The sequence below is a fragment of the Acidicapsa acidisoli genome (genome assembly GCF_025685625.1).
Taxonomy (GTDB): domain Bacteria; phylum Acidobacteriota; class Terriglobia; order Terriglobales; family Acidobacteriaceae; genus Acidicapsa; species Acidicapsa acidisoli.
The window spans coordinates 1,704,460-1,728,489 of sequence record NZ_JAGSYI010000001.1 but is presented as its reverse complement, the minus strand read 5'-3'; the positions used below and the strand labels follow the sequence as shown (position 1 = coordinate 1,728,489).

The 24,030-nt window shown below is 54.2% G+C and carries 25 protein-coding genes and 1 pseudogene; 13 read left to right on the top strand and 13 right to left on the bottom strand.

Annotated features, from left to right (window positions below; genetic code table 11):
• Positions 1-68: 68 nt before the first annotated feature.
• Entirely contained in the window at positions 69-1,463 is a 1,395-nt protein-coding gene (locus OHL23_RS06945; RefSeq protein ID WP_263351061.1) for a glutamate decarboxylase, read from the bottom strand.
• Between the two features lie 656 nt (positions 1,464-2,119).
• Between OHL23_RS06945 and OHL23_RS06940 the strand changes: the two genes are divergently transcribed.
• The 5 genes from OHL23_RS06940 to OHL23_RS06920 all read left to right on the top strand — a co-directional run bounded on the left by OHL23_RS06940 (position 2,120) and on the right by OHL23_RS06920 (position 5,543).
• Entirely contained in the window at positions 2,120-2,761 is a 642-nt protein-coding gene (locus tag OHL23_RS06940) for a replication initiator protein A (RefSeq protein WP_263351060.1), read from the top strand.
• Entirely contained in the window at positions 2,758-3,126 is a 369-nt protein-coding gene (locus OHL23_RS06935) for a hypothetical protein (RefSeq protein ID WP_263351059.1), read from the top strand. The genes OHL23_RS06940 and OHL23_RS06935 overlap by 4 nt, the downstream gene beginning before the upstream one ends.
• A gap of 418 nt (positions 3,127-3,544) precedes the next feature.
• Positions 3,545-4,375 (top strand): ParA family protein, encoded by an 831-nt coding sequence (locus tag OHL23_RS06930; RefSeq protein ID WP_263351058.1) that lies wholly within the window; start codon positions 3,545-3,547, stop codon positions 4,373-4,375.
• A complete protein-coding gene (locus OHL23_RS06925) occupies positions 4,299-4,571 on the top strand; it encodes a hypothetical protein (protein ID WP_263351057.1) in 273 nt (90 codons plus the stop codon). Before OHL23_RS06930 ends, OHL23_RS06925 begins: the two co-directional genes overlap by 77 nt.
• A 147-nt stretch (positions 4,572-4,718) precedes the next feature.
• Positions 4,719-5,543 (top strand): HAD family hydrolase, encoded by an 825-nt coding sequence (locus OHL23_RS06920; protein ID WP_263351056.1) that lies wholly within the window; start codon positions 4,719-4,721, stop codon positions 5,541-5,543.
• Between the two features lie 92 nt (positions 5,544-5,635).
• On the opposite strand, the gene OHL23_RS28745 is transcribed toward OHL23_RS06920, so the two are convergent.
• The gene (locus OHL23_RS28745) at positions 5,636-5,857 is read right to left on the bottom strand and encodes a DUF3768 domain-containing protein (protein WP_396127320.1); all 222 of its coding nucleotides are present in this window, start codon (positions 5,855-5,857) and stop codon (positions 5,636-5,638) included.
• On the bottom strand, positions 5,781-6,191 hold the full coding sequence (locus OHL23_RS06915) for a hypothetical protein (RefSeq protein ID WP_263351055.1): 411 nt from the start codon (positions 6,189-6,191) through the stop codon (positions 5,781-5,783). The genes OHL23_RS28745 and OHL23_RS06915 overlap by 77 nt, the downstream gene beginning before the upstream one ends.
• A 336-nt stretch (positions 6,192-6,527) precedes the next feature.
• Here OHL23_RS06915 and OHL23_RS06910 point away from each other — a divergent pair, with 336 nt between their 5' ends.
• The 3 genes from OHL23_RS06910 to OHL23_RS06900 are packed head-to-tail and all read left to right on the top strand — an operon-like array spanning position 6,528 to position 8,771.
• Positions 6,528-7,655, top strand: coding sequence for a Fic family protein (locus OHL23_RS06910; RefSeq protein ID WP_263351054.1), 1,128 nt, complete (start codon positions 6,528-6,530; stop codon positions 7,653-7,655).
• 37 nt (positions 7,656-7,692) lie between these two features.
• Positions 7,693-8,265 carry a phospholipase D family protein gene (locus tag OHL23_RS06905; protein ID WP_263351053.1) on the top strand — a complete coding sequence of 191 codons (573 nt, stop codon included), beginning with the start codon at positions 7,693-7,695 and terminating at the stop codon, positions 8,263-8,265.
• Positions 8,247-8,771 carry a hypothetical protein gene (locus OHL23_RS06900; protein WP_263351052.1) on the top strand — a complete coding sequence of 175 codons (525 nt, stop codon included), beginning with the start codon at positions 8,247-8,249 and terminating at the stop codon, positions 8,769-8,771. Before OHL23_RS06905 ends, OHL23_RS06900 begins: the two co-directional genes overlap by 19 nt.
• A gap of 140 nt (positions 8,772-8,911) precedes the next feature.
• On the opposite strand, the gene OHL23_RS06895 is transcribed toward OHL23_RS06900, so the two are convergent.
• From OHL23_RS06895 to OHL23_RS06875, 5 genes and pseudogenes are all read right to left on the bottom strand, one after another.
• A complete protein-coding gene (locus tag OHL23_RS06895) occupies positions 8,912-9,535 on the bottom strand; it encodes a hypothetical protein (RefSeq protein ID WP_263351051.1) in 624 nt (207 codons plus the stop codon).
• 114 nt (positions 9,536-9,649) lie between these two features.
• Positions 9,650-9,868, bottom strand: coding sequence for a toll/interleukin-1 receptor domain-containing protein (locus tag OHL23_RS06890; RefSeq protein ID WP_263351050.1), 219 nt, complete (start codon positions 9,866-9,868; stop codon positions 9,650-9,652).
• A gap of 44 nt (positions 9,869-9,912) precedes the next feature.
• The gene (locus OHL23_RS06885) at positions 9,913-10,272 is read right to left on the bottom strand and encodes a DUF6915 family protein (RefSeq protein ID WP_263351049.1); all 360 of its coding nucleotides are present in this window, start codon (positions 10,270-10,272) and stop codon (positions 9,913-9,915) included.
• 73 nt (positions 10,273-10,345) lie between these two features.
• A pseudogene (locus OHL23_RS28740) lies at positions 10,346-10,678 on the bottom strand (DUF6878 family protein).
• Positions 10,679-10,807: 129 nt separating this feature from the next.
• The gene (locus tag OHL23_RS06875) at positions 10,808-11,512 is read right to left on the bottom strand and encodes a tyrosine-type recombinase/integrase (protein ID WP_263351047.1); all 705 of its coding nucleotides are present in this window, start codon (positions 11,510-11,512) and stop codon (positions 10,808-10,810) included.
• A 294-nt stretch (positions 11,513-11,806) separates the two neighbouring features.
• Between OHL23_RS06875 and OHL23_RS06870 the strand changes: the two genes are divergently transcribed.
• From OHL23_RS06870 to OHL23_RS06860, 3 genes are all read left to right on the top strand, one after another.
• Positions 11,807-12,769, top strand: a complete 963-nt coding sequence (locus OHL23_RS06870; protein ID WP_263351046.1) for a nucleotidyltransferase domain-containing protein — start codon at positions 11,807-11,809, stop codon at positions 12,767-12,769.
• A 92-nt stretch (positions 12,770-12,861) separates the two neighbouring features.
• Positions 12,862-13,737: a hypothetical protein gene (locus tag OHL23_RS06865; RefSeq protein ID WP_263351045.1), complete on the top strand. Its 876-nt coding sequence runs from the start codon at positions 12,862-12,864 to the stop codon at positions 13,735-13,737.
• Positions 13,738-13,838: 101 nt separating this feature from the next.
• On the top strand, positions 13,839-14,240 hold the full coding sequence (locus tag OHL23_RS06860; protein WP_263351044.1) for a methyltransferase family protein: 402 nt from the start codon (positions 13,839-13,841) through the stop codon (positions 14,238-14,240).
• A gap of 440 nt (positions 14,241-14,680) precedes the next feature.
• On the opposite strand, the gene OHL23_RS06855 is transcribed toward OHL23_RS06860, so the two are convergent.
• Complete coding sequence (locus OHL23_RS06855; protein WP_263351043.1) at positions 14,681-18,124, bottom strand: TonB-dependent receptor; 3,444 nt, start codon at positions 18,122-18,124, stop codon at positions 14,681-14,683.
• A gap of 221 nt (positions 18,125-18,345) precedes the next feature.
• Here OHL23_RS06855 and OHL23_RS06850 point away from each other — a divergent pair, with 221 nt between their 5' ends.
• Positions 18,346-19,035 (top strand): metal-dependent transcriptional regulator, encoded by a 690-nt coding sequence (locus OHL23_RS06850; RefSeq protein WP_263351042.1) that lies wholly within the window; start codon positions 18,346-18,348, stop codon positions 19,033-19,035.
• 318 nt (positions 19,036-19,353) lie between these two features.
• On the top strand, positions 19,354-19,488 hold the full coding sequence (locus OHL23_RS06845; RefSeq protein ID WP_263351041.1) for a hypothetical protein: 135 nt from the start codon (positions 19,354-19,356) through the stop codon (positions 19,486-19,488).
• Positions 19,489-20,139: 651 nt separating this feature from the next.
• Here the strand turns inward: OHL23_RS06845 and OHL23_RS06840 are convergent.
• The 4 genes from OHL23_RS06840 to OHL23_RS06825 form a co-directional block, all read right to left on the bottom strand.
• A complete protein-coding gene (locus tag OHL23_RS06840; RefSeq protein ID WP_263351040.1) occupies positions 20,140-20,271 on the bottom strand; it encodes a hypothetical protein in 132 nt (43 codons plus the stop codon).
• 534 nt (positions 20,272-20,805) lie between these two features.
• On the bottom strand, positions 20,806-21,411 hold the full coding sequence (locus OHL23_RS06835; protein ID WP_263351039.1) for a cadmium resistance transporter: 606 nt from the start codon (positions 21,409-21,411) through the stop codon (positions 20,806-20,808).
• Positions 21,412-21,619: 208 nt separating this feature from the next.
• The gene (locus OHL23_RS06830) at positions 21,620-22,357 is read right to left on the bottom strand and encodes a response regulator transcription factor (protein ID WP_263351038.1); all 738 of its coding nucleotides are present in this window, start codon (positions 22,355-22,357) and stop codon (positions 21,620-21,622) included.
• Entirely contained in the window at positions 22,354-23,841 is a 1,488-nt protein-coding gene (locus tag OHL23_RS06825; RefSeq protein ID WP_263351037.1) for a sensor histidine kinase, read from the bottom strand. Before OHL23_RS06825 ends, OHL23_RS06830 begins: the two co-directional genes overlap by 4 nt.
• Between the last annotated feature and the right edge of the window lie 189 nt (positions 23,842-24,030).

Genomic DNA, 24,030 nt, shown 5'->3' with positions numbered 1-24,030 from the left:
TCACTCAGAATGAGTCCCTAAAATGTGGGACAGAGCAGCGCAATATGAATCGAGACATGACCGGAAATTCAGCCATGGTGATAGCCCCCCGCACTCTGACGAGTGAGAGCTTTCGATGACGGATTCTTCTTCAGATGTTTGATCGCCTCTTGCAGATCTCCGAACAAAAGCCCAGCGAGATCGCGGCTAACGCCAAGCCGCATCAGCACTCGCTGAACGATAAGATCGCCTCGGTTCTGCGGCATCGGATAGGCAGGCACCTGCCAACCGCGCACCCGCATACGATCCGCCAGATCGTAGAGCGTGAAGCCCGGATCGTGCCCGCGAGGAATCGTCCAGGTGCAACCCGGCACTCCATCGCGGCCGTCATAAATCAGTTCGAACAGGCCCAGCTTCTTGAGTTGATCGGCAAACCACTGTCCTACGTCGGCGCAGTCCTGCGTGATCCTCGCATACCCGTCCCGGCCGAGGCGGACAAAGTTATAGTACTGTGCGACGATCTGCCCGCCAGGCCGCGAGAAATTAAGCGCAAACGTTCGCATATTGCCGCCAAGGTATTTCACGCGGAAGACCAGTTCCTCCGGCAGATCGAGAGCCGACCGCCAGATCGCCCAACCGCACCCCAGCGGCGCCAGGCCAAACTTGTGCCCGGAAGCATTGATCGATCTCACGCGCGGAAGCCGAAAATCCCACGCCAGCGAAGCATGAATAAACGGCGCGATAAAACCACCGCTGGCCGCGTCCACGTGGATCGGTATATTCAGCCCTCGTTCCTCCTCCAGATCATCGAGAGCCATCGCGATATCCTGCACCGGCTCGTATTGCAGCGTATAGGTGACTCCCAGTGTCGGCACCACTCCGATCGTGTTTTCATCGCATCGCTTGAGCACCTCCGCGGGCGACAGCAACAACCTGCGGCCTTCGCATGGAACCTGGCGAAGCTCCACATTGAAGTAGCGCGAAAATCGCGGCCAGCAAGCATGAACCGGCCCACAAACAAGGTTTGGCTTAGCCGTCGAAAGGCCCGCTTCGCGCTGCCGGCGTTCCCATCGCGACCGCATCGCCAGCCCGCACAACATGGCCGCCTCACTCGACCCGGTAGTAGAGCAGCCCTGCGTGTTTGCGACATCCGGCGAGTTCCAGAGATCGGCGAGCATGTGGACGCAGCGCGACTCGATCTCCGCCATCTGCGGATATTCATCCTTATCGATCAGATTCTTATCGATGCACTCATCCATCAACTTGCGGACTTCCGGCTCAACCCAGGTCTGGCAAAAGGTTGCAAGGTTCTGTCGCGAGTTTCCGTCCAGCAGCAGTTCGTCGTGAACCAGTTGATACGCAGCCTTCGGATCTGTCTCCTGCTTGGGAAACCTGTATTTAGGCAGAGCATGCGGCAGGAAGTTAGTTCCGTACACCTGGTCACGGAGCTTTGATACAACCTCTTCTTTCGAGTGGATCGGCATGGCCACCCCTTGTCCGGGAACATCTCCAACGTGAGGTCTCACCACCCCGTATCAGGCAATGCACCTCCGGACCCGCATTGTAGCCCTCGCGCGATCACAGCCAAAAGTCGCCGATTCAGGGTACGCGCACCAAGGTTGACGTGCGATCACAACCAGCGATTCGGAAGCTCTCGAACAAAGTTCCTCCTGGCGGGAAGAATGTAGGAACATAGCGGCCCTGCTGATGGCGTGAGGCCAAAGACCACCATGAACAGCAAAAAGATTCGTTGCAGGGCAGTAAGCATGCTCCAAGCTTACGAGAGCCATTTGCAAGTCACAACACTCAAACACGTAACCCGAATCTTTTCACTCAGCCCCGCCTTCTTTCCTACTGTCCTCGTTCCACTGGAATGGCTGTCGGTCGTCGATCATTGCCTCGCCCAGTGTTATTAAAGTTAGAGTCTGTGTTAAGTAGTGTTACGCCCGTGACGAATCGGCTTAACCCCCTGCCCGTCTTTATGAATTCTTGATCCCCGGTACCTGAAATCACGAACTCTGGCACCTGATACAACGAATCTGTGCACATGACCCCCCGAAGTTCGGCACCTGAAACCACGAATCCCCATGAACGTCTTCTGCCTGCCAAGCACAGCAATGGCGATTTGTTCATCTGTGATGTGGCCGATGCGGCGCTCAAGGACCTCATCCCGCAAATGGAACACCCTTTCTTCTCCCTATCCAAGAAGAAAGATACAGCGATTCGCAAATACGAGCACAACGGCAACTGGCTTGAAATCGTGCCGAGTGTCAAAGGTCTGGCCACCATCTACGATAAGGACATCCTGATCTATTGCATCTCCCAAATCATGGAGAAGCTGAAGCGGCAAGAGAAGGTCAGTCAGCGGGTCAGGATCACGAGTTACGATTTGCTCGTCTTTACAAATTGTGGCACTTCGGGTCGCGATTATGATGCCTTGGTCGAAGCCATTGATCGCCTTGCAGGCACGCGTATTACAACCAATATCCGCACGGGCGATGAGGAGCAGCGCGAAAGCTTCGGTTTGATTGACGCTGCTGCTGTTCGCCGCAAACATGGCCTCGACGGCCGTTTGCTCTGGGTGGAACTGAAGCTTTCCGACTGGATTTTCAACGCTATCAGAGGCCACGAGGTACTGACGCTACACCGTGACTATTTCCGCCTCGGCAAACCTCTCGAACGCAAGCTTTACGAGTTGGCCCGCAAGCATTGCGGACGGCAACCGACCTGGCATATTTCGACGGAGACTCTTCTAAAAAATCGGGCTCGCAAAGCTCGATGAAACGTTTTCGTCAGCATGTAAAGGAAATCGCCAGTCATGACCACCTGCCCGACTACCGGCTCGTTTTTGATGAAGAGGCCGATATGGTCATCTTCTTCAATCGTGACGGCAGATGGGTCGAGCGTCCAGTTTCTTCTTCGTCAGATGATGAATTCCTGCCATCGCTGCCCGCAGAAGCTTATGAGAAGGCTCGTGAGGTTGCCCCTGGCTACGACATTCATGGACTGGAAAGTGAATGGCGGGAGTGGTGGGTCACAGGTGGCAAACAAAAACTCCATGATCCGCCTGCCGCATTTGTCGGTTTCTGTAAGCTGCGTCATCAGAGGGCACCCATTAAGCGGCGCGCGGCAAGCCATGACGGCTAAATATCCCGTCCCCTGCCCCCAAGAGCGAGATTGCATTAGAAGCGCGTGGAGGAGTCTTTGGGAGATTTCTGCGGCGACCCTGCCTTCGAGGTCCCTGCCCTCTTCCTGCGCGAGTTTTTCCGCCTTGGCGTTGATTCTGAAATCGTACTCGGGCAACGAGCTGGAATTGGAACGGCAATACTGGCACCTGTTTGGTGTCTCGATGGTTTCCTTTCAGGCACCTGCTTGGCGACTGTTTGATACCGGTCAGTTGACTGTATGGCATCCTCATGTTGCCAATAAGACACCATGAAGATGCTAGTGAAACATCTGGCAGGTCACTCAAGGATGTCTGCTTGTCATCGGACAGCTGACTGGTTATCATCCGGGCTCTGATTCCCTCGATCCGTTCTCCTTCACCTCTTGTCGCGAGACTCCAATGCCGACCATCGCTTTTGTATCCCCGAAGGGAGGAGCCGGGAAAACCACCTCCGCCTTTCTGCTCGCGACATCGCTCGCGCGCTTTCAAGACGTGACCGTCATCGATGCAGACCTCAATCATCCCATCCAAACCTGGGCGAACGGCGGGAACGCACCTCCGGGTTTGACGGTGGTCTCCGATGTAGATGAGGACACGATCATCGAACGTATCGAGGATGCCGCATCCAGGACGCCCTTCGTAATTGTCGATCTCGAAGGAACGGCATCCAAGATCGTGGTCTACGCAATCTCGCAGGCCGATCTCGTCATCATCCCGACGCAAGGCTCGCAACTCGACGCGAACGAAGCGAGCAGGGCGATCCGCGTCGTCATGCAAAGCCAGAAAATGACGAAGAATGAAACACCCTACGCAGTGCTTCTGACACGCACGAGTTCTTCGACCAGAACGCGGACTCAATCGCATATCCAGAACGGTCTGATCTCGGCAGGCATCCCGGCCTTCAACACGGAACTCAACGAGCGTGACGCGTTCCGGGCAATCTTCTCATTCCAGCAGACGCTCGACGGTCTCAACCCCGCCGACGTCGCCAATCTCGACAAAGCCAAGATCAATGTCTGGGAATTCGTCGAAGAAGTCGTTGCGCGGCTCAAGCTGGGGCAGGGTGCGGTAGGAAAGAAGATGATGAAACCTCAGACGTCGCAGGTGCAGCATGAGCGGACGCGTAGGCCCCTTTGCCATTCTGAAAGAGCCCGTGGCCTTTGCGACAAAACCGAAGCCGGAGAAACGCGCGGACGAAACCGCAATCGAGGACATCGCGCGCCAGAATAATTTTCCGGGCCGGCAGCCATCAAAACCGGCGGCGCCGCCGAAGCGCAAGCAACGCCGTTACCGAACGGGTCGTAACCGTCATCTTGGTATCAAGGCTACAGAAGAAACGCTGGAACGGTTCTACAAAGCCGCCGATGACCGCAACGTTCCGCTCGGTGAGTTGCTACGCCTCGCGCTCGATGCGCTGGAGAAGTAGTCATAGCGCGCCAAGGATCGTCGTCCATGTGAAATTACTACCGCACGAAGCGATGATAGATCGCGAACTCCCCAAAAGGGTTGATTGGATCTCCCTGTGACTGAGCACCGGCAATTTGCGGTATCGTAGAACTCCATGGAACATGCAGTGACAAATCAACTCGCGAAAGCCGCGATTGTGTACGATTTCGATGGCACGTTGGCCCGTGGAAATCTTCAAGAATGTAGCTTCATTCCCAAGATGAACATGACACGTACAGCGTTTTGGGATGAGGTTAAACGGCGCACTCGCGAAGAGGACGCAGACGAAATTCTCGTGTACATGCACCTAATGCTGGAAAAGGCGAAAATGGCGGGTGAGGTCGTTACCAAGCAGATGCTACGTAAACACGGAATGGGTGCCAGGCTATTTAGTGGTCTGGAGGAAGAATCCTGGTTCATACGCATGAACAAATTCGCGGCGGAACACGGCCTTCAGTTGCAGCACTACATCGTGTCCTCGGGTATAGAAGAAATGATTCGAGGATGCTCAATTCAGAATGCGTTTCATAGGATCTACGCCTCGAAGTACATTTACGAGGGAGATGTAGCGGCTTGGCCCGGAGTCGCACTTAACTACACGACAAAAACGCAGTATCTTTTTCGGATCAACAAGGGCGTTGAGAATCATTGGGATAACGCGGCCATAAACAAATTTATGTCCGAGACGTCGCGGCCGGTCCCGTTCAAACGCATGATCTTTGTGGGCGACGGTGACACAGACATCCCCGCAATGAAAATGGTCAGCCATCAAGGTGGGCATTCGATCGCAGTTTACGATGAGCAGCGCGAAAAGAATGACCTCGAAAAGATCCACCGATTGATTTCAGACGGCCGGGTTAATTTCGTTGCGCCAGCAAATTACGAAAGGCATTCGCAGATGGAAATCGTCGTGAAAGGGATTATCGGGCGTATCGCACGCGAACTCAACTGATAGAGTGTGCCGTCGATGTCGATGAAGAGACTTCATTACCGAGCGCCCGACGAAACACGAATCCGCGCGGGTGAGATCGGCGGGTTGACCGGTCAGTATTCCGACGCAAGCAAGATCTTCAGGACCCGGATGGTCTTCGTTGGATCGGCGGCGTCTTCGCTGCCATAGGTCAATGTCGCATCGTAATAATCGATCTTCCAGAAGATGCGCTCGCCATTGTGTTCGAACGCTCCGAAGTCACGTTCGCCATGCGGATCGTCGTCGGTCGTGAATGCATCCGAAGGTCTCGACTTTCTCGCGGATCGCTGATTGATCCTTGAGGGGCAGGGCGCTGATGCCGCTCGTCTGGACGAGGCGGTTGGCGACGCCCATTGCACGACGGCACATGTCATTCAGGAAGGAGATCTTCGCAGTGGTTCTTTGCGCGCTTGGTATACCAAAGACTGTTTTCAAGTCTTCGATGTAATCGAGGCCGTACTTCTCGCCGAACCAGCGGGCGAATTCCTCAGGTGTCTGACATTCCTCCTGCGCCCCGGCAATTAGTTCGGGTTCAATTCCGGCATCTGTGGTGTCGATGCCGAATAATTTCAGCAACGCATCGTCAACCAGATCCCAATAGTCGATGAAGGAGATATTTTCGTCGTTCATGATGTGCCTCTTTCGTTTGAGTGATCCCCACAGCGGGGGCGAAGAGGGCACAAGATGCCGCCGGCCTTAGCGCAGCGGTCATAGGATTTTGGGTGGCTGCCCCGCTCCAGAGCGCAGCTCGTCAGCGGAGGAGGGGAGCCAAAATCCGTCATTGACGGCAAGCGACGGCAGCTAGAGTGCCATCGCCCCACTGTAATTGGGGCAGTAGGAAAAGAGATATTTCGAGGAATGGCTGCGACTTGAGGCAGGGATGCGGAGATTAGCGATAATATTCACCGCATAAGATGCGGCGATTAATCTTGCCTTTGCGGCGAATAGGGCGTAAATTCGACGCACATGACGCGGCGAATAAAGCGAGAGATCTATATCCACCAGCTGAAGAACTGGCCCCGGTTTAGCTGGGACCATGCGCGCGTCTCCGCGCGCCTCGTCGATGTGCGTCACCGGCAAGGCCGTCTCATCGGCCGCATGGAAACGCTCGGCTTTCCATTGCGCGCGGAAGCCGTGCTACAGACACTCACTGAAGATGTCATCAAATCCAGCGAGATCGAGGGCGAGGCGCTCGACAGGGACCAGGTGCGGTCTTCGATCGCGCGCCGCCTCGGGATCGATATTGGCGGGCTGACGCCGGCCGACCGCGATGTCGAGGGTGTGGTCGAGATGATGCTCGATGCAACGCAGAACTATGAGAAGCCCTTGACCGCCCGGCGCCTGTTTGACTGGCACGCATCCCTGTTTCCGACCGCGCGCAGCGGCATGTCAAAGATCAAGGTGAGGGCCTGGCGCGACGACAAGAAGGGTCCAATGCAAGTGGTCTCGGGCGCGATCGGCAAAGAGCGGGTCCACTATGAAGCGCCTGCGGCCGAAGATCTTCGGCATGAAATGAAGCGTTTCCTGGATTGGTTCGAGGGGGACAGCTCGACGGACCTTGTGTTCAAGGCTGGGGTCGCGCATCTCTGGTTTGTGACTATCCATCCGTTCGACGACGGCAACGGGCGTATTGCCCGCGCGATTGCGGATATGGTGCTTGCCCGGTCCGAGCGCAGCCCGCAGCGCTTTTACAGCATGTCGGCCCAAATCCGGCAGGAGCGCAAAGCCTATTACGGCATCCTCGAAGCGACGCAGAAGGGTAACCTCGATATCACGAATTGGCTTGAATGGTTTCTTGAGTGCCTCGGGCGGGCCTTTGCGCGCGCCGAAACGACATTGGAGGCGGTTCTCAGGAAGGCGCGCTTCTGGGAGAAACATGCGGCGACGGCCTTCAACGAGCGGCAACGGAAAATCGTCAACCAGATGCTCAATGGCTTTGAGGGCAAGCTGACCTCGTCCAAATGGGCGAAGCTCGCCAAATGCTCGCAGGACACGGCCTTGCGCGATATTGAGGATCTGGTCCGAAAGGGAGTTCTGGCGAAAGAGGCAGCCGGGGGCCGGAGTACATCCTATCTTCTGGCCAGAATCACCTGAGCAATACACGATTGAGTGAATTGGATCTTCATGTTTAATGCGTCAAGAAGGTATGGAGGAGCCATCGGTGAAGTTTTTAGATCATAATATCGGCGACTTGGTAATGAAAGAACTGGGCAAAGCGTGTGAGGCTTCTGTTGCCGTGGCATTCTTCAATCCGGATGACCGGATGATGGATGCGCTAGCGAAGCTACCTAAATTAAAACTGATTGTCTCCGAAGAGTTCACAGTCAACAATCCATACAAGCTTGAGAAACTCAAGCTCGACATGTTGCGTTCCATTGCACCCGATGATGTCCACGGAAAACTTCATGCCAAGATTCTAATACTCAAACGGCGTGATGGTTCGTATTGGACTCTTATCGGATCGGCCAACCTGACGCACCAACGGATGTTTTCGAATCAGGAAGCCTGCATGGTTCTGGAATCGAGCAATCTCTCAGATGACGCATGTGCGCTGGAGATCAGAAGATGGTTCGATGCCTGTTCCAAAGGGCTCGACGGCCCGATCTTGATCAGACGAAGTCGATTTACGACGCGCAATCTCAATATCGTCGCGTTCCAAGACCCGCAAATGAGGCCACAAATGAGGTGGGTTATTGGGCCTTGAAAACAACATCAGGTTCAACGGGGGAACAGCATTGGCCGATGTTCATGGCTGAAAATGTTGTCGCCATCGGATGGGAAGATCTACCGGTAGATCCATCAAAAGTATCCAATACTGAATTGCGCGCGGCCCTAGAAGAGACATACGAGGATGATTCGAGCAGGGGAGTGAGCGTTGCCGTGGATTTGATCGAAAAATTCGTGCGCCTAAAAAACGGCGATATTGTTCTGCTTTGCCGTGGCTATACCGCTGCTCAAAAGAAGGACGTTCACATTCATGGAGTTGCCAGGGTCATCGGTCCGTTTCGAGCCGAACGACGGAAGAAAGGCAAGTGGAGATTCAAACACGACGCCGTCATTCAGGAAATCAACATGGACCTGCCAAGAGACCTGGTTGCAGACGCATTGGGCAAGCAATCCCTGAGGCGGACCATCCATGCTTTGACGAAAGCAGATTTCGATCAACTCGCGGCAATGCTCAAAGAGTTCGGAGTGCATGTAGAAGTCTAAGGACATGAGTGCACCGGATCGTCCGCCCGGAATGGTAACGAGCTCAAGGCTGTATCGCCCCGCAGTGACGGGCAGTAGGAAAGAAAACCATCCATGATGCAGGCGACTATCCTACCGGAGAAATTCGCGTTCTCGTTCAATTAGGACTGTATGGGACGAATGAAGATTTCCCAGAAGAGCTCCGCTGCGCCTTCGAAGGACAGATTATCCTTACGGCCTCCATACGATTGCATCCCGAGCGCCTCGAAATAAAGCGACTGATCGTCGGCTTTGACGCTGACGGATTCATTCATTCCGCCGTGCCGGGGTTCATCCGTCATGACATAGGCAATGCTGTTGCTCATCATTGTGCCGCCGATGAAGGCCGATCCGGCGCAGACCTTATCACCTGCCCGATATAACGCCGCCGTGAACTGCGTAGCATCTATGCGCCGAAATGTTTGATCGATGTCCGGATTACGTTCGACCAATTCCTTCAAGGAATTCTCAAAGTATTTCGCGACATACTCAAATCCGTCGTGCAGGAAACGGTCTTTATCGAGATCTGTAAATTGCTTCTTGATGCGCAAATTGCTGGATCGGGCAACTTCCTGAATGCGGCTTGCCCCGCTGGGCACTCCTGCCGAAACGGAAGGTGTTGTGGCGGGTTTCTGCTTCTGGCCCATTTCAGCCAAGGCATTCTTGATCGCAAGAACGACTTCGAGAAAGGCCTGATCGGTGTTGGGGCTCATCGTGATTGGTCGGCCGTCCGACGGTGTCGCCATCAGTTTTCCAAAAGGCAGGCCATGCCAGTCACAGGGGCGGAGGATGACGGGTATGACGCGAGCCTCGCCCTTGTTATGCCTGGTGAGAGCTCGCTCCATTTCACGGTTATAGCATTAGTCGGAGCCAATGAAATCCGGACTTATGAGAAGCAAGATGACATCGGCTTCATCGAGGTGCTTGTCGATTGCGGTATCGATCTCGGTGCCCGCCGTGATGCGGCGATCATGCCACGACGAAATCAGCCCCTGCCGCTGGAGGGCAGCCAGCTGCGTTTCCAGCTGATCGCGAAGATTCTCGTCTTTGTGAGAGTACGAAAAGAAAAGACTTGGCACCAAAACTCCTCGTTATCAATTTTCGCATGGGTGCCAAGTCTAGATCACATACCCTGAGACGTCACTGAGCTATCGTCAAGCCGCACGGCGCGGCCCATCCAGGGCTCGGGACGAATAGCTTTGACCCAATCCGCAAAGGACGGAACAAATCCGAGATCTTCGCGGACGTGTTGTTCACCGATCAATCGGACTGGGATCAAACGCCCGTTTCCGAGCGTGACGGTCGTTCCGAAGATCGTCTCGGCCATAAAGATTCCCTCGGCATGATGGCGTAAGGCTCGATGCCGGAAATCAACAATGATCTTCTTTGATTCGTCGAACCAATCGTGGATGCGCTGATAATCAGCTACCACGCCGCCCCATTTGCGGACGCTTGAAAGCGAATGGTGGTAAGGATGTGCCATGGCGTCACCCTCAATATGAATGGCCGCTGAGGATGGTATCAGCTACCCTCGTGTGCATTTCGAGATCAATCGTCTATTTGGCCACGCTGAAGCGGAACTCACCGAAGGCGCCGTCATTGTTTTCCCACCCGCCATGATCTTGTTCGAGGTAGCCGTAACAAAGCTCTTCGAGAGCATCGCGCAAGGGAACTTCGGCTGTTGCGAAATCTTCGGTTCCCTACTGTGCTCGAAAGATCTCTTCCATCGTTTGCGGAAAGTCGACGGCTTGATCGTCTTTGAAAGCCGCTCCTCCGTCGATCTGTCCACTATCGCCCTCGCCGTCAAAGCCGATCAAGACATGCGATAGGCCGTCGGCTGAGAGCGCTGCGAAAACAACAGCCCGATTGAGAGTATTGGTTTTTGCCATAGCTTCTGTGTAACGCTTCCATCTGGCTTCAAGTTCTTCGCGGGTCGTCATGATGTGCCTCTTTCGTTTGAGTGACCCCCACGGCGGGGCGAAAGAGGGCACGCCACGCCGTCGTTCTGAGCGCGGCTGTCATAGAATTTTGGGGTAACTTCCTCCCTTCAAGACTTGCCTAAATACTTTGCCGTCGCTCACGCCGGAATGTCGGAGCCACGCATCGACAAGTTCCTTGGCCCACCATGGCACTGGTACGGTTCGTATTCTCGCTCCCTTGCCGATCAGATTGACAATGACTGAATGGCCCTCTCTCGATTGCAGCTGATCGAGGTTCAAACCGACAACTTCCGAACGTCGTAACCCGCATCCCAACAGCAGTCCGACCATCGCTCCGTCTCTCCAGCCGCGTAGAATGGTCTTCGAAGCAGCGTTCACTAGCTCTTGAGCCTCATTGCGGGTAAGCCAGTTGCCCATCTTCCGACCGAGCCGCTTGACTCCTTTAACCCGTCGAATTCCAATCGCCAGTTCCGGGCTTAGCCAACCGCCCTCGGTAGATTCATCAGCGAGCCTCCGGATCGCGGAAAGATGCAGGTTGATCGTAGCTACGGACAGGGAAAGGCATTCCAGGAATGAACGGTATCTGACCACGACGGAACGATTGAACTCCAATCTGGGTTCGCTGCAGTACCAGGCGATCAATCTGTCGATGGCGTATTCATAGCTGCGCCGTGAGTGCCGAGAAGCAAGTGTATTGAGCACGGCCGTCTTAGATTGCTGAAGTTCAGGGATGGTGGCCGTCGCAGAAAGGCTGACGGAACCAAGCTGATTTTGTAGGACCATAGGAGGCGGCTCCTTCTAGCCGCCTCCAGAGTTTCTTCCTCGCGGAAACTCGGCGGCGAGGAGCCGCGTATGCACTAAGTTTCTCGCCTTGGGAAATGGGTGGACGGGTTGTTGATGTGAACGTCCTCTGTCGTCTAAACTGAGGACCTTTTGATCCCTGACTCAGAGCCAGGGTGATTTGGAACACGGCCGAGCACGATCGGGTTCCCACGGCTTCAACATAGATGACGGCCAAGTGACGATGCAAGTTATAGCGATTGTGGTCCTTTCCCGCAAGGCGACTAAAATGGACTTATGCCTGGTAGCGAAGGTCAGCAACAGGCGGCAGCGTACGGCGTCCCGGATCAGCCTAACGCAGCGATTCTCGCGCCTCACGAGATGTCCGCCGACGCTCGTTTTCTTATTCGGAAATATCTCGAGTCCGTTGCACAACTGCGTTTGTCAAATGGCGCTCCTTTAGTTAGCATGATTCTCTTCGGCAGTGCGGCAAAGGGAGCTTTCACGGTCGCTGTATCGGATGTGGACCTGATTATCGTTCTCCCCGACAGTGCGAGCCAAGCGGATCGACGCGAGATTCAGGAGAAGGTGTTTGCCCTTGAGATTATGCATGGTTTCCGGGTTCCGTCTAATCGGACGCGCGGATGGTTTGAAAAGTATCTGGAGCGCTGTGCGGGATATTCTCTGTCCGGCTTTGTTTGCACTCGAAGTGATCTTCTATCGGGAGAAGTGACCCGAGTGCTCGGACTCTCGCCATTCGAAGCGGTCTTCGTTGACCGAATTGTATTTGCCGGCGTGATCGTCTCTGCTGTAACCGTTTGGGGTGAGGAACTGTTAGAGCAGGTTCCAATTCCTGCGCTTCGCCGGCTCGATGTTTTGAAGGCGCTCTTCAATTTCCTGAGCGCGATGATCATGGCTGCAGCGGTATTTCCCGTTTTTCGGAACGCAACGAGATACGCTATGGGGGTCCTCAAACACTCTCTACATAGCTGTTATTTCTGCTATCACCAGAGGACAGCATCTGTGCAGGAAGAAGTCGCGTTTTTGAGTTTCCGTGTGAGCCAGCGAAAAATTTCCGACGATCTGCTAAGTCTGCGGAAAAGGTATACCCCGTCGTTCGCATTTGTGGTGAGCAGCTTACCAGTTCTGTTCCAATTGCATCTCCGAACCACGCAAGATAACCAGTTTCCTCAACCTGTGTCACGAAATACGGTTCTGCGAAAGAGCACCAGCCTGGAAAGCGAACTGCGAGAGGAATGATCCACGATCTATCGAAGACCTTTGTGTAAGGTTGATTGCCGGGCAGCGGCGTCCCTCTGCAAAGCGATCAGCCGTACGAGGACTGAAAGCAAATGTTTTTACCACGGTTACATCTATTCGAATGGGAAGATCTGGAATGGTTTCCGCATGCGATTCGCGATCTTGCGCTGGACTACTTAGGATTTTTGGAAGTACGCTTCGCACTGTATAAGCCTGTGTTGCCTCTTCTGCGGATGGTGTTTGAACAAACCGGTACATCGAACGTAGTCGATCTTTGCTCCGCACGAGGGGGAATGGTTCTGTCATTATACGAAGCGTTTGCCTCCGAAGGAATCAACGTTAAATTCACTCTGACCGACAAGTTTCCCAATCTGAGAGCATTTCGCGATATTTCCTCTCAATATCCGCTGAATCTCGGCTATATCTCAGATTCCGTCGACGCCACAAGAGTACCGTCCGAGTTGATTGGCGTGCGTACTATATTCAATGCCTTCCATCACTTTTCGCCGGGAGTGGCAAGGAGCGTGTTGAAGGATGCAGTCAAAGCAGGGCAACCTATCTGCATTTTTGAATTCCCGGAACGCGGGTTGCTCACAGCCATTTCACTGCTGCTTACGCCCCTGTTTGTTTTCTTTGCAACGCCGTTCATACGACCTTTCCAATGGAGGCGATTGCTATGGACCTACTTGATTCCGGTCGTCCCTTTTATATGCTGTTGGGACGGCGTCGTCTCTCAACTTCGGTCTTACACGGTAGCCGAGCTATCGGAACTTACTCAAAGATTCGAAGGCTATGAGTGGAATGCAGGAAGCACATCCATTCCTGGGCAACCTGGACATCTGACATACCTCCTCGGAGCGTCACGCTCTGACAGTGTTTCGCGTATTGCGCTGCCTTTACGGAATCACCAATCGGTGGGTGATCTGCATATGAGCCTGATTCATCCAATCAAGCGAGCACGAATATGATCACCGTGCGGCGCTCGATGGCTGTCAGTGTGGCCCTATTCGTTTGCCTAATCGTTATTCCACTGGCACATGGAGTACTTCCGTGGGCACTCTCAACGCGTATGCCACGTTATGGGTGGGCAGAGGGATCACCGGGGATTTGGAATCGACTTGGCCTGATCGTGGTTGCTCTTGCGGCCGCCGTTCTTATCTGGATTTTGGCCTTATCGATTACCCAGACTCCTGAGAGGGTCAAGTTAGGGCTGACTCCCCCCTACTTGATGATGCGTGGCCCGTACAGATTCACACGCAATCCGATGTACGTCGCTGAACTGGGGCTATGGCTTGCCTGGGCTATTTTTTTCGGGAGCCTACCCGTTTTAATCGGATTTCTGGTCTTGTGGTGCATTGTGACGATAATCATTCTGCCGCGCGAGGAACGCAGCCTGGAAGCGGCGTTCGGTCAGACCTATCTCCAATACAAGAGCAGCGTTCCACGTTGGTTCTGGAAGACCAACAACTAAGACCGCCCTCGCACGCGATCTCACGCCAAAAGAGCCATCTCGCCCAGGTCCAGAGGCCAGAACCTCGCGACGATCGACTGCGTGCCGGGGAAGCTGAGTCGACAACCAAGCCGCACTGCAATCAGCGAGAGACAAGCTCAGTTAGCGACAGCAGGGCAAAGCGCTCATTGAGATGGCGCGTGATAACGTCCTTTTTGGTTAGCAAGCCAGCGAAGGCATCCACACTTCCCGCTGCGTTGGTCGCCCCCTCGGTGAGTACATTGGCTTGTTGTCACGAGTTCCAACGGAAAACTACTTGTCCGAGATGCCGACTTTTCTGCCATGTGGCTCGCATTCCATTGTCGGTGAGTGCATTGGCGATAATGCATGTTTTGACTGTATTTCGCACGACGAAGGGACGCGATCAGGCCGCCATCCGGCGCAATTGGGTTTGCGTCGTTTTAGAACTCGATCCTTCCCTGAAAGGCGATCATGCGCGGGGAGCTATCGCCACCGAGTCCAACGCCCAGCAGCCCCGTCGGGGGCGAGATCGTGCTTTCAAGCGTTCCAAATCTGGCCGGAATCGACGCGCCGGGGACGCCGGCTTCAACCTCGCTGGGCAGAGCGAAGTTAGGATGATTGAATGCGTTGAACATTTGAGCGTCGAACCGGAACGTGATTCCTTCCTTAACTGGAAAGGTTTTGGTGATATAGATGTCGGAGTTTGTATAGTGCGGTCCGCGCACAGAGTTACGGCCAGAGTTGCCGAACTGGCAGTTTGCCGGCGAATCGCCGCCTGTACATGCTCCTGTCGCGGGATCGACCACTGAAACGAATGCATTGGGGTTGAGCCATTGTTTGGTGCCCGCCACAGTGACACCAGCGACTGAGTTCTTTTGATACACGGGTACGCCCGGAACCCGGTTCGCGTAGGCGGGTGCATTGAATTGAATGGTGCTCGCTCCGTTCGCCTGAAAAACACCGTTGCCATTTGCGATATACGGCTGGCTGAGTACGCTGAAGGGCAAGCCGGAATGCAGGATGGCAGTCTCCGAGACCGACCATCCTCCAAAGATATGACGGAGCAACGGACTGCCGGAATAAAACGGAACCTGGTACATCCCATAGGCGGAGATGTTGTGCCGAACGTCATAGTCGCAACTGGCATATTGCCGGCGAAGCTCTCCAGGCAGAGGCGACAGCAATCCCTGGGTGGAGAACGAGAGCAAACCGCCGTTCGAAACCTCATCGAGGCAATGGCTGAACGTGTAGTTCGCGCGCAGCGTCAGTCCTTTCCACTGCTGGGTATAGGCGGTCTGCAGTCCGGCGTAGCTGCTGTTGGCCTCCGTGCGAAACTCATTCACATTCCCAAAGCGCTGATCGAGCGGTTTCTGATACGGATACGGCGCGAAGCATCCATCGCAAACCGTCTGGTAGCCATTGAGCTGCACCTGGTACGGCTCATGAAGCCCTCGTGTGCCGACGAAATCGACTCGCAGGTTCCCGCCCGTGCCGATCTGGTGTTCCATGCCAAAGTTGTATTGGTAGTAATACGGCGTTTTGAGTGTTCCTCTCGGGAAGGTGTTCAGACTGACCGCCAGCGGACACGTCGGTGCGCCCTGCTGAATACCCGCGCAGGGAGGGCCAGCAGAGCGAAAGCTCGTCTGGAATGCATTGTTCGCGTTCACCGCAGCATCAATCGCGCTGCCGGGAACGCCGGGAGCGATGCCGATGCCGCCGACCTGGCCAGCGATCCCGCCAACGAAGGTCGGATCGTTGGGCGCGTTCATGGCTCCAAGATCGGCAATCTGCATCGGAATGATGTCGTTGAAGACTCCAAAGCCGCTATGAATCGCCGTTCGCGGAAGCACCTGATATGCAAATGAAACCCTCGGCTGATAGATAAACAGCGGCGTGGCTGGAAACAGGTCGTGGACATTGCCCAAGACAACCTGGTTCAGGGGCTCGTCGACGTCATGCGAAGCGTCAAGAAACGACCCGGCCATGCGCGCAAAGAGATTCTTTTCGCTGGTGACGTTGGTGTTCCATGTTATGCGCATGCCGTAGGTTATGGTGGCCCTGTCGCTCGGCTTATAGGTGTCCATTGCGTAGTATTCGAGATTGCCCGCCGAGAGCCTCTCTTTCAGCGAAACCGGAAAGCTCTGACTGGCCGTGTAGGCAGCTCCGTAGGTGAACTGCGCGAGATCATTAAAGGTCACCGTTGGCGCTGTGCCTTCGCCCAGGTCGTAGTCGCTTACGTCGAGACGCCGGGTGTTGATGCCAAACTTCCACGTGTGCTTTCCGCGCGTCCACGTCAGGTTGTCATTGATCTGCCATTGCGTGACCTTGCGACCTTGCGGATAAGTATTGTCATCCCCGCCGATGGTTGTGAACGGAACGCTGTCGCTGCCGGACGCCAGCACAATGGGAAAGGCTCCAAGCACCTGGGAGAAGTTGTTCGGCTCGAAGATACTGGAGTACCAACTCGCCCCAGGATTGAACTGGTTCACGAGATTCGAACCAAATAAATGCGTATAGTCCGCGACCAGAGTGCGCTGCGGCTGGGGCGAATAGGAGTTGAAAACAGGATTGATAGGATCGGTCCACACTGCCTGCAGCCCGGTGTCCTGCTGAAACCGATACCAGGCGCTGTTGTTGGCGTTGATCGTATGATCGATCTTCGCCACGATGAGGTTTTCCCTGTCGCTGTTATTGAGCGAAGCCTGGCGCTGGCTGGCGCAACCATCGCCGTCTATTCCGTTTGCCCCAAGCGGGCATCCGATGATAGGCACCGGCGAGCCGCCCGCTGCCGGCAGCAGGGAGAAGATATTTCGGTAGAAGGGGATCTCCGCAGGCTGAGCCGGAAGAGCCGTGCCTGTGACAGGGTCCGTTCCGCCGGTCGCGAGTTGGTTTAGAACATATTGCTGGTAAGCCGGCGTCGGCAGCGTGATCTGGGAGACGAGCGGCAGAGCAATACGAATGCCCTCATAGTGCCCGAAAAAGAATAGCTTGTTTTTACGAATCGGTCCCCCGACGCTGACGCCAAATTCGTTGACAGTGGAACGGGGCTTCTTCGCAACGCTGTTCGCCGTATCGTTCGCGTGAAGAAAATAGTCCTCCGCGTTAAGCAGCGAGCCATTCCATATCTCGTACGCGTCGCCGTGAAACGCATTGGTGCCTGACTTAGTAAAGTAGTTCACCTGCGCTGCGGCGTACCTTCCCTGATCGACAGCGTACGAGTTGGTATTGACCGTTGATTGCTGCACGGCATCGAGCCCGATCACGAGATTCGTGGAAAGGCCGATGTTCAGACCCAACCAGGGATCGTTCGTATCGTAGCCGTCGAGGATATAACCGTTCGAGGTCGCAGGCAGCCCATTGAACTCCACGTTACCGTAGCCGCCAGCAGCCTTGGCATCATTGGAAGAGCCTGCCGTGTTCATCAACGCTCCCTGCGCGAACTGTGCGATGTAGGTAAGGTCCTGTCCTGGATTCGGCAGCTTTTCAATTGTCTTGGCGTCCATTGTCGTTGTGACATTCGGATTGTCCAGGCTCAACAGTCCACTGTTCGTTGTAACTTCGACCGACTGCGAAGTGGCTGCGGGCGACAGAGTGAAGTTCACCGCAATGGTCTGGCCTACGGCGACGGCGGAAGGTTGCGATTCGGCTGACCCAAAGCCTTCGGCCTGCACGACCACGCGATAGGTGCCGGGATTGATCTGCGCGAAGAGAAAACGCCCCTCGCCATTACTTCTTACCGTTCGAGTCGCTCCCGTATTTACCTCCGTAGCCTTCACCGTGGCATTGAGAACCACGGCTCCTGAACCATCGCTGACTCTTCCCGTGAGTGCGCTGCTCGTCCCACTTTGAGCACGCAAAAGAGATGCATTAACTATAGTTAACATCAGTAAGATCGCGAGGCTCTTTACATTTCGGATTCGCATGAGAATGACCTCTGGAGATTGGGAACGATTCCCATGAAAAAGCGCTGGCCCTTGCAACCACGCTCAGGGGACGAGAATTCCCCTGGGATATGCAATATTTAGGCGCGCCTAAAAGATTAGGTTCGCCTAAAATAGCCAAAGTGTCAAATTTTCGCCGGAAATTGTCCAGGAGATGCCAGGCCATGCCATCGAGCCGTCAAGGGAACGTCAACACCGAATCAGTGGACAACTATTTGAAGGCGATCCTCGCCCTCGGCGGACCAGAAGAACGGCGCGTATCGAGTACCGCACTGGCCGACCGATTGGGAGTTGCGCCGGCTTCGGTCACCAATATGCTGCAGAAACTGGCTTCTTCTGCGTTGCCGTTTGTGGAATACGAAAGGCATCGCGGCGTTCTCCTTTCCGCAGAAGGCAAACGGCGCGCTCTCGAAGTGCTGCGCCATCATCGGCTCATCGAAACATTCCTCTACGAAGTGCTGGACTATCCTCTTGAAGAGGTTCACGAGGAAGCGGAACGGCTTGAACACTTCATCTCTGAGCGATTTGAGGAGCGCATCGCCGCAAAGCTGGGCCACCCGAAGTTCGATCCACACGGGCATTGCATCCCTGCAATGGACGGGAAAATGCCCGCACAGACCTCCGAGCCGTTGACGGATATTTGTGATCAGGGCACTTTTATTGTGGACAGCGTTTCAGATGAGGATGCGCCTTTGTTGAAGCGGCTCAAGGCCCACGGCGTCACTCCCGGCGCGCAGTTACAGATCAAATCCAGATCCTCGGATGAGTTCGTTCTGCACGCCGCCAGCGCTTCGAAGGCTTTGCACCTCTCTCGCGATCTTGCGGCGGCAGTCAGAGTCCGCTCTGCGCATTAGCGAACGAGAATGACACGCGTTCCGAGAAGGCAGAGCCAACTGCTGCGAACAGTCAGTATGGAGCGGCGCAGGGCGGTTCCCTCCTTTCGCGATTCCAGAAACTGACACCAGAAGCTGCGAGGCGCGTCGAAATATGGACGGCCCGGCAAGCTATGACCTCGGTCACTCTGGAGCTTTGTGCCCGCTATGGAGCGTGGTTCCGGTGTGCTGGCGATTTGAGATGTGGTGACGGCTGGAGACAGCTTGACCCCGTTGGAGAGTTTTCTAAACCGATGGCACCCGGGCCGCGGTCGTCGATTCCATGCAGGAGAAGGTTCGATGGCTAAAGCGAGGGTGAAGGATAAAACGTTGAAGGGCTTTGCGGAGATCAATCACGATGCGGCTATTCCCGCCATCATCGGCAATAACCATTTCGCATTGCGCATCATGTCTTCCTGCTTCGATTCAGGTTAAACTATTGCTTTCAAATCAGCCCTAACGCCTAAGCAGAAAACGTGCGATCCAAGTCACGACTGGTACGCCCTGCCCAGACGCAACATTCAGCGAAGAAGCATAACCATCAATCCCCACAAGGTTGGCATTGCTTTACGTGAGTACATTTCTCCGTGCGAGACCTCCAAGGCGACTCCCCTCCGCAAAACATGCCATTTGTCGCCCTTGAGACCAACAAGAAAACAAGAACTCTGAAGAGAAGTTTCCATCAGACACTTTTATCGTTCGGCGGCCTCAGTACCTGCACTGAGATTTCTTCGAAGGAAACTCAATTGGTCGGTTAAACCATCGGAATGCTTCGTCGGCCGGATGAGTAAATGGGCGAATGGTTAAATCTTTTATCGATGAGGCGCTTGGGATAAACTCGAAGTGCCCGCACTATCATAGACCTCTTTATCCTTCGCTTATGGGTTAAGAGCAAATTGTGTTCATGGCGATGGAGCAAAGCAGCGGCGCCAAGCACAAGACGAAGTCGGATGGAGTCTTCTCGGCTATTCGTCTCCACTCGAGGACATTGGAAGTGCAGGAGGAGCAGGACCGAAGGAAAGGGGCATTCGTGTTTGCGATCCTCGTTCTTATACTTCTTCTGCTCATAGATGCGTTCTTGATTCCCTAGTTCGGTACCCAGGTAAATCGCGTAACGTAAGCCTCGTAGAGGCTGGTGGAGTGAAACAACGAATGGAAGACGGCGTCAAGTGTTGACTGGAGGCGGGTACCTGCTATGGCTATCTCACCAATGATCATCTCCACTTCCGGATCATTTGTCTCGGAAATGCCACATCAACTTTTCAAATCGATCATCGCTTTCCTGACGTTTGTTGTTCTCGCGATTATTCTACTCAAGCACAAACGGTGTGCTACTTAAGATCGACACCACGCTTCGCGCTTTACGAAGACGTCCAACACCAGGTTTGAGAGTGGTAACAAGAATAAACTCGCAAACGTCGGCTCTCCTTCATCCTGCTGCGTTCCACGAACCGTCGAAATGCTTCACCACTACCACAATGCCGCCCTGAGGTATGGAAGGGACTTCGTACGCGCTCAAGGGAAGTTGCAGCAGGTAATGCAGTGCCGCTCAGATGGTGCCGGAGTGCGCCACGACGATTGTACACGCCTCGAAGCATTCAGTAACAATCTGATCTACCGCTTCTGATATCCGCTGTTGGAACGTTTGGAGTGATTCCTGCTGAGCCACTGGTTCAATTCCGACACCAGGCTTCGCTACTGTTACAAACGTGAAGGACGTCCGACAGGGCGGGTCCCAACGATTCTCTAGGATCAAGCATGTTGAAGCAGCAATCCAACGCTGCCTGACTGAAAGAGGATCAAGAAGCCAAGACTGATTAACACCATTGGTGCGACACGGTGCCCGTAGCGGCGAATTGGTGCGCCTAGTTTCGGGTGACTGACGATCGAATGAGCGATAAAACACCAAAGTGCCGTCATGACGGCGAATACGAGAGCGATCATTGTGATCGCGTGACCCGATCGGATGGCAAAGGTCGGCGTGTAAACGCCAATGTTGTCACCGCCATTCGCGATCGTCACAAGTGCGACGGCTGTAGTTCGCATGTAGGCTCCGGAAACCGAGCGAGTTTCGAGACTCTCCTCGACTCTGTCGCGACTTCTGTATAGTTCAAGGAGTTTTTTCGCGCCAATCAGGATGGGAGCTATCCCCAGTAAACCCATATAGGCGCTGGGAATCACGAGAGAAAGCAGGGACACAGCCACACTTACTCCAAAGAGAGCAGCTATCCCAACGTATTGACCGATTACGATGTCTCGCACATGAAGTCTGGGATCGGAGAAAAATCCAACCAGCACAAAAATATCGTCGACATTTGTGGAAGCAAACAATAGAAGAGCCAAGCCAACTAGGGCCAACGAAGATTCCATAGATCAAACCGTTCGCATTTCTGTGTAGCATTTGTTCAACAGGCCCCAACCGGCCATAGGGCGACTCTGCAATGCCGCGGGTAACAACGTACCGGCCAATCCGCGCCATTCTTATAATTGGCGTTCAGTCGATCGTAAAAACAGACAATACGGAGGAGAGCCGCTAGGCGGTGTATCGGATCTTTCGGTCTAGCATTCAAGCGGGTAAGTTCTCCTCATTCGGTTGCTGATCGTTAAACCTATAGCCGACGTTAGCTTCCGTCAACAAGTATTGCGGATGGGTCGGGTCGTCTTCAATCTTCGTGCGCAGCTGGCGCATATACGTCCGCAGGTACTCAAACTCGCTTCCATACCCTGGGCCCCACACGGATCGCAACAGCCGCTCGTGAGGTACGGGTTCGCCAGCGTGATTCATCAGGTAGTGCAACATCTCGAATTCCTTGGGTGTCAGGTGAATCAGCTTTCCGCGCTTTTTCACATGGTACTTTACCGGATCCAACTCGATGTAACCATATCGAATCGGCATGTCATGATCGTTCTGCACAGCGTTCCGGCGACGTACAGCCGAATGCAACCGTGCGGTAAGCAAGCGCAACTGAAAGGGCTTCGTGATGTAATCATCGGCTCCGGCCTCAAGCGCCATCACCATGTCGTCCTCATCATCCAACACCGACAACATCAGAATGGGCAAATGTGTAATCGCATGGCGGATCGACTTGCATGCTTCCACTCCGCCCATTCCCGGCATATCCACGTCCAACAATACCGCGTCGAACCACGTGACACGCACAAGTGACACAGCCTCCTCGCCTCGGGAAGCTTCTACAACTGTGTATCCCATGCCGGACAAAGTCACACGCAACGCGCGTCGCGTAGAACTGTCATCATCGACTACCAAGATTGTGCCTTCTCCGGCTCCTAGTGATTTTTTCATGACAGATTGCTCCTTGCTCGGTTAGGAATGGAGAGAAAGAAAGTCGTTCCCTCCTTTTCATCACTTACGACCCATACATGGCCATGATGGGCCTCTGCCGCATTTCTTGCGACAGAGAGCCCTATACCGGTGCCGGAGACGGACTCTTTGGAATCCGGCGAACGATAGAATCGCTCAAAGATCCGCTCGCGATCTTCGATGCGAATAGTGAAACCGACGTTATGAACGGATATTAATAGCCCCGTGGGATCTTCATGCGCTGCAATCTCAATCTTCGTGCCTGGCGTGGAGTACTTTCGAGCGTTATCAATATACTGCGTAAGGATCATCGATAATAGGCCACGATCTCCGCGAACAGTTAGCACCGGGTTATCCAAGGTGACCTTTATCCTGTCACTTGCTTCTTTCACGGTTGGACTGGCCAAGACCTCAAAGATCAACTGCTGCACGTTCACATTGCTGATTTGCAATCCGACTTCTCTTGCTTCCAGCTTCGCGGTCCGCAGCAATCGCGTACACAGCTCTTCCAATCGAACTGCCTCGTGCTCAATCAACGTAGCCAAATCGCTTTGAGAATTTCCTAACTCTCCAAGTTCCAGCAGACCCGCGCTTGCGGTTTGAATCGCGGTCAGCGGGGTCTTGAACTCGTGCGCCAATGCGTCTAGTACGGCGGTGCGTAACTGCTCACTTTGCTTCGCCTTTTCTGCTCTGTCCTCATTCTCAAATGACTGGTGGCGGTCCATCGCAATAGCCGCCAGAGATCCCAAAGCATCAAGTACAAGAGTGCTTAGATTTCCCCGCACGACCAATGCGCCCACAGATCCATGACTAGCCCGCAGAATGCATTGCAATGTCGGCGACTTCTGATCGCCCTGCACTGCACCATGCAAATAGCATTCCTCCGCCAACTCTTCCTCGCCCACTTCCCAGTCGCCAATTTTGTCCGTGCGACTGAGGTTTGCGTCGTACAATTCAACCGCGCTTGCTTCAAATATCCTCTGAATCAAGACCACAAGCTGCGGACCGGGTGCTCGGCGCAAATCCAGTAACAACGAACTTCGGCTCAACTCATACAGCTGCTCCATCCCTTTGCGGTTAATGGCCGCCTCGTTTGCATTCCGCAACTCCCTTGCAGACAACCTGCTTACCACAATCGCTGTAAACTCGAATGCCCCAAGGGAGACCCAGTCTTGTGGATCGGCAATGTTAAATCTGAAGAGAGGCGGTAAAAAGAAATAGTCTAGGCAAGCAACTGCCAGAAGGGAGGTAAGTGACGCCTGCCAGAAACCGCAAAACAACGCCACGATTAGCACAAGGAGCAAATTAAGAAAACTGATCGTCGTCAGGTTAACCCGCAGGAGGGTCCCACCGTAGGTCAACACCGCGAGGCCTGAGCCAACGGCAAGACATTCCCCCAGCGCTCTGAACCTCCCCGCAGGTTTAATCCAGGCTAAGTAACGTCGATCTGTCAAGCCTTGCACCATGATCGTTCGTCGCACGGACGAGCTAAGGAAAGCCTAAACAGTCGGCCATCAAAAAGTTGTAAAGAAGACGCCTCGGCGGCATCAAGAGAAACCGTTGCCCTCCATACCCCGTACTTTTTAGCCAAGCTCTCTCGAAATAGACAAGCTGATGTCAGCCAGAATCCAAGGGCGGTTAAATTATCTTTCCAA

Excerpts from the sequence above, each read along its gene's own strand:
- OHL23_RS06945 (WP_263351061.1), bottom strand. The coding sequence starts at position 1,463 with ATGCCGATCCACTCGAAAGAAGAGGTTGTATCAAAGCTCCGTGACCAG.
- OHL23_RS06935 (WP_263351059.1), top strand. The coding sequence starts at position 2,758 with ATGAAACGTTTTCGTCAGCATGTAAAGGAAATCGCCAGTCATGACCAC.
- OHL23_RS06930 (WP_263351058.1), top strand. The coding sequence starts at position 3,545 with ATGCCGACCATCGCTTTTGTATCCCCGAAGGGAGGAGCCGGGAAAACC.
- OHL23_RS06915 (WP_263351055.1), bottom strand. The coding sequence starts at position 6,191 with ATGAACGACGAAAATATCTCCTTCATCGACTATTGGGATCTGGTTGAC.
- OHL23_RS06910 (WP_263351054.1), top strand. The coding sequence starts at position 6,528 with ATGACGCGGCGAATAAAGCGAGAGATCTATATCCACCAGCTGAAGAAC.
- OHL23_RS06905 (WP_263351053.1), top strand. The coding sequence starts at position 7,693 with ATGCGTCAAGAAGGTATGGAGGAGCCATCGGTGAAGTTTTTAGATCAT.
- OHL23_RS06895 (WP_263351051.1), bottom strand. The coding sequence starts at position 9,535 with ATGGCGACACCGTCGGACGGCCGACCAATCACGATGAGCCCCAACACC.
- OHL23_RS06885 (WP_263351049.1), bottom strand. The coding sequence starts at position 10,272 with ATGGCACATCCTTACCACCATTCGCTTTCAAGCGTCCGCAAATGGGGC.
- OHL23_RS06875 (WP_263351047.1), bottom strand. The coding sequence starts at position 11,512 with ATGGTCCTACAAAATCAGCTTGGTTCCGTCAGCCTTTCTGCGACGGCC.
- OHL23_RS06870 (WP_263351046.1), top strand. The coding sequence starts at position 11,807 with ATGCCTGGTAGCGAAGGTCAGCAACAGGCGGCAGCGTACGGCGTCCCG.
- OHL23_RS06865 (WP_263351045.1), top strand. The coding sequence starts at position 12,862 with ATGTTTTTACCACGGTTACATCTATTCGAATGGGAAGATCTGGAATGG.
- OHL23_RS06860 (WP_263351044.1), top strand. The coding sequence starts at position 13,839 with ATGCCACGTTATGGGTGGGCAGAGGGATCACCGGGGATTTGGAATCGA.
- OHL23_RS06855 (WP_263351043.1), bottom strand. The coding sequence starts at position 18,124 with ATGTTAACTATAGTTAATGCATCTCTTTTGCGTGCTCAAAGTGGGACG.
- OHL23_RS06850 (WP_263351042.1), top strand. The coding sequence starts at position 18,346 with ATGCCATCGAGCCGTCAAGGGAACGTCAACACCGAATCAGTGGACAAC.
- OHL23_RS06845 (WP_263351041.1), top strand. The coding sequence starts at position 19,354 with ATGGCTAAAGCGAGGGTGAAGGATAAAACGTTGAAGGGCTTTGCGGAG.
- OHL23_RS06840 (WP_263351040.1), bottom strand. The coding sequence starts at position 20,271 with ATGATCATTGGTGAGATAGCCATAGCAGGTACCCGCCTCCAGTCAACA.
- OHL23_RS06830 (WP_263351038.1), bottom strand. The coding sequence starts at position 22,357 with ATGAAAAAATCACTAGGAGCCGGAGAAGGCACAATCTTGGTAGTCGAT.
- OHL23_RS06825 (WP_263351037.1), bottom strand. The coding sequence starts at position 23,841 with ATGGTGCAAGGCTTGACAGATCGACGTTACTTAGCCTGGATTAAACCT.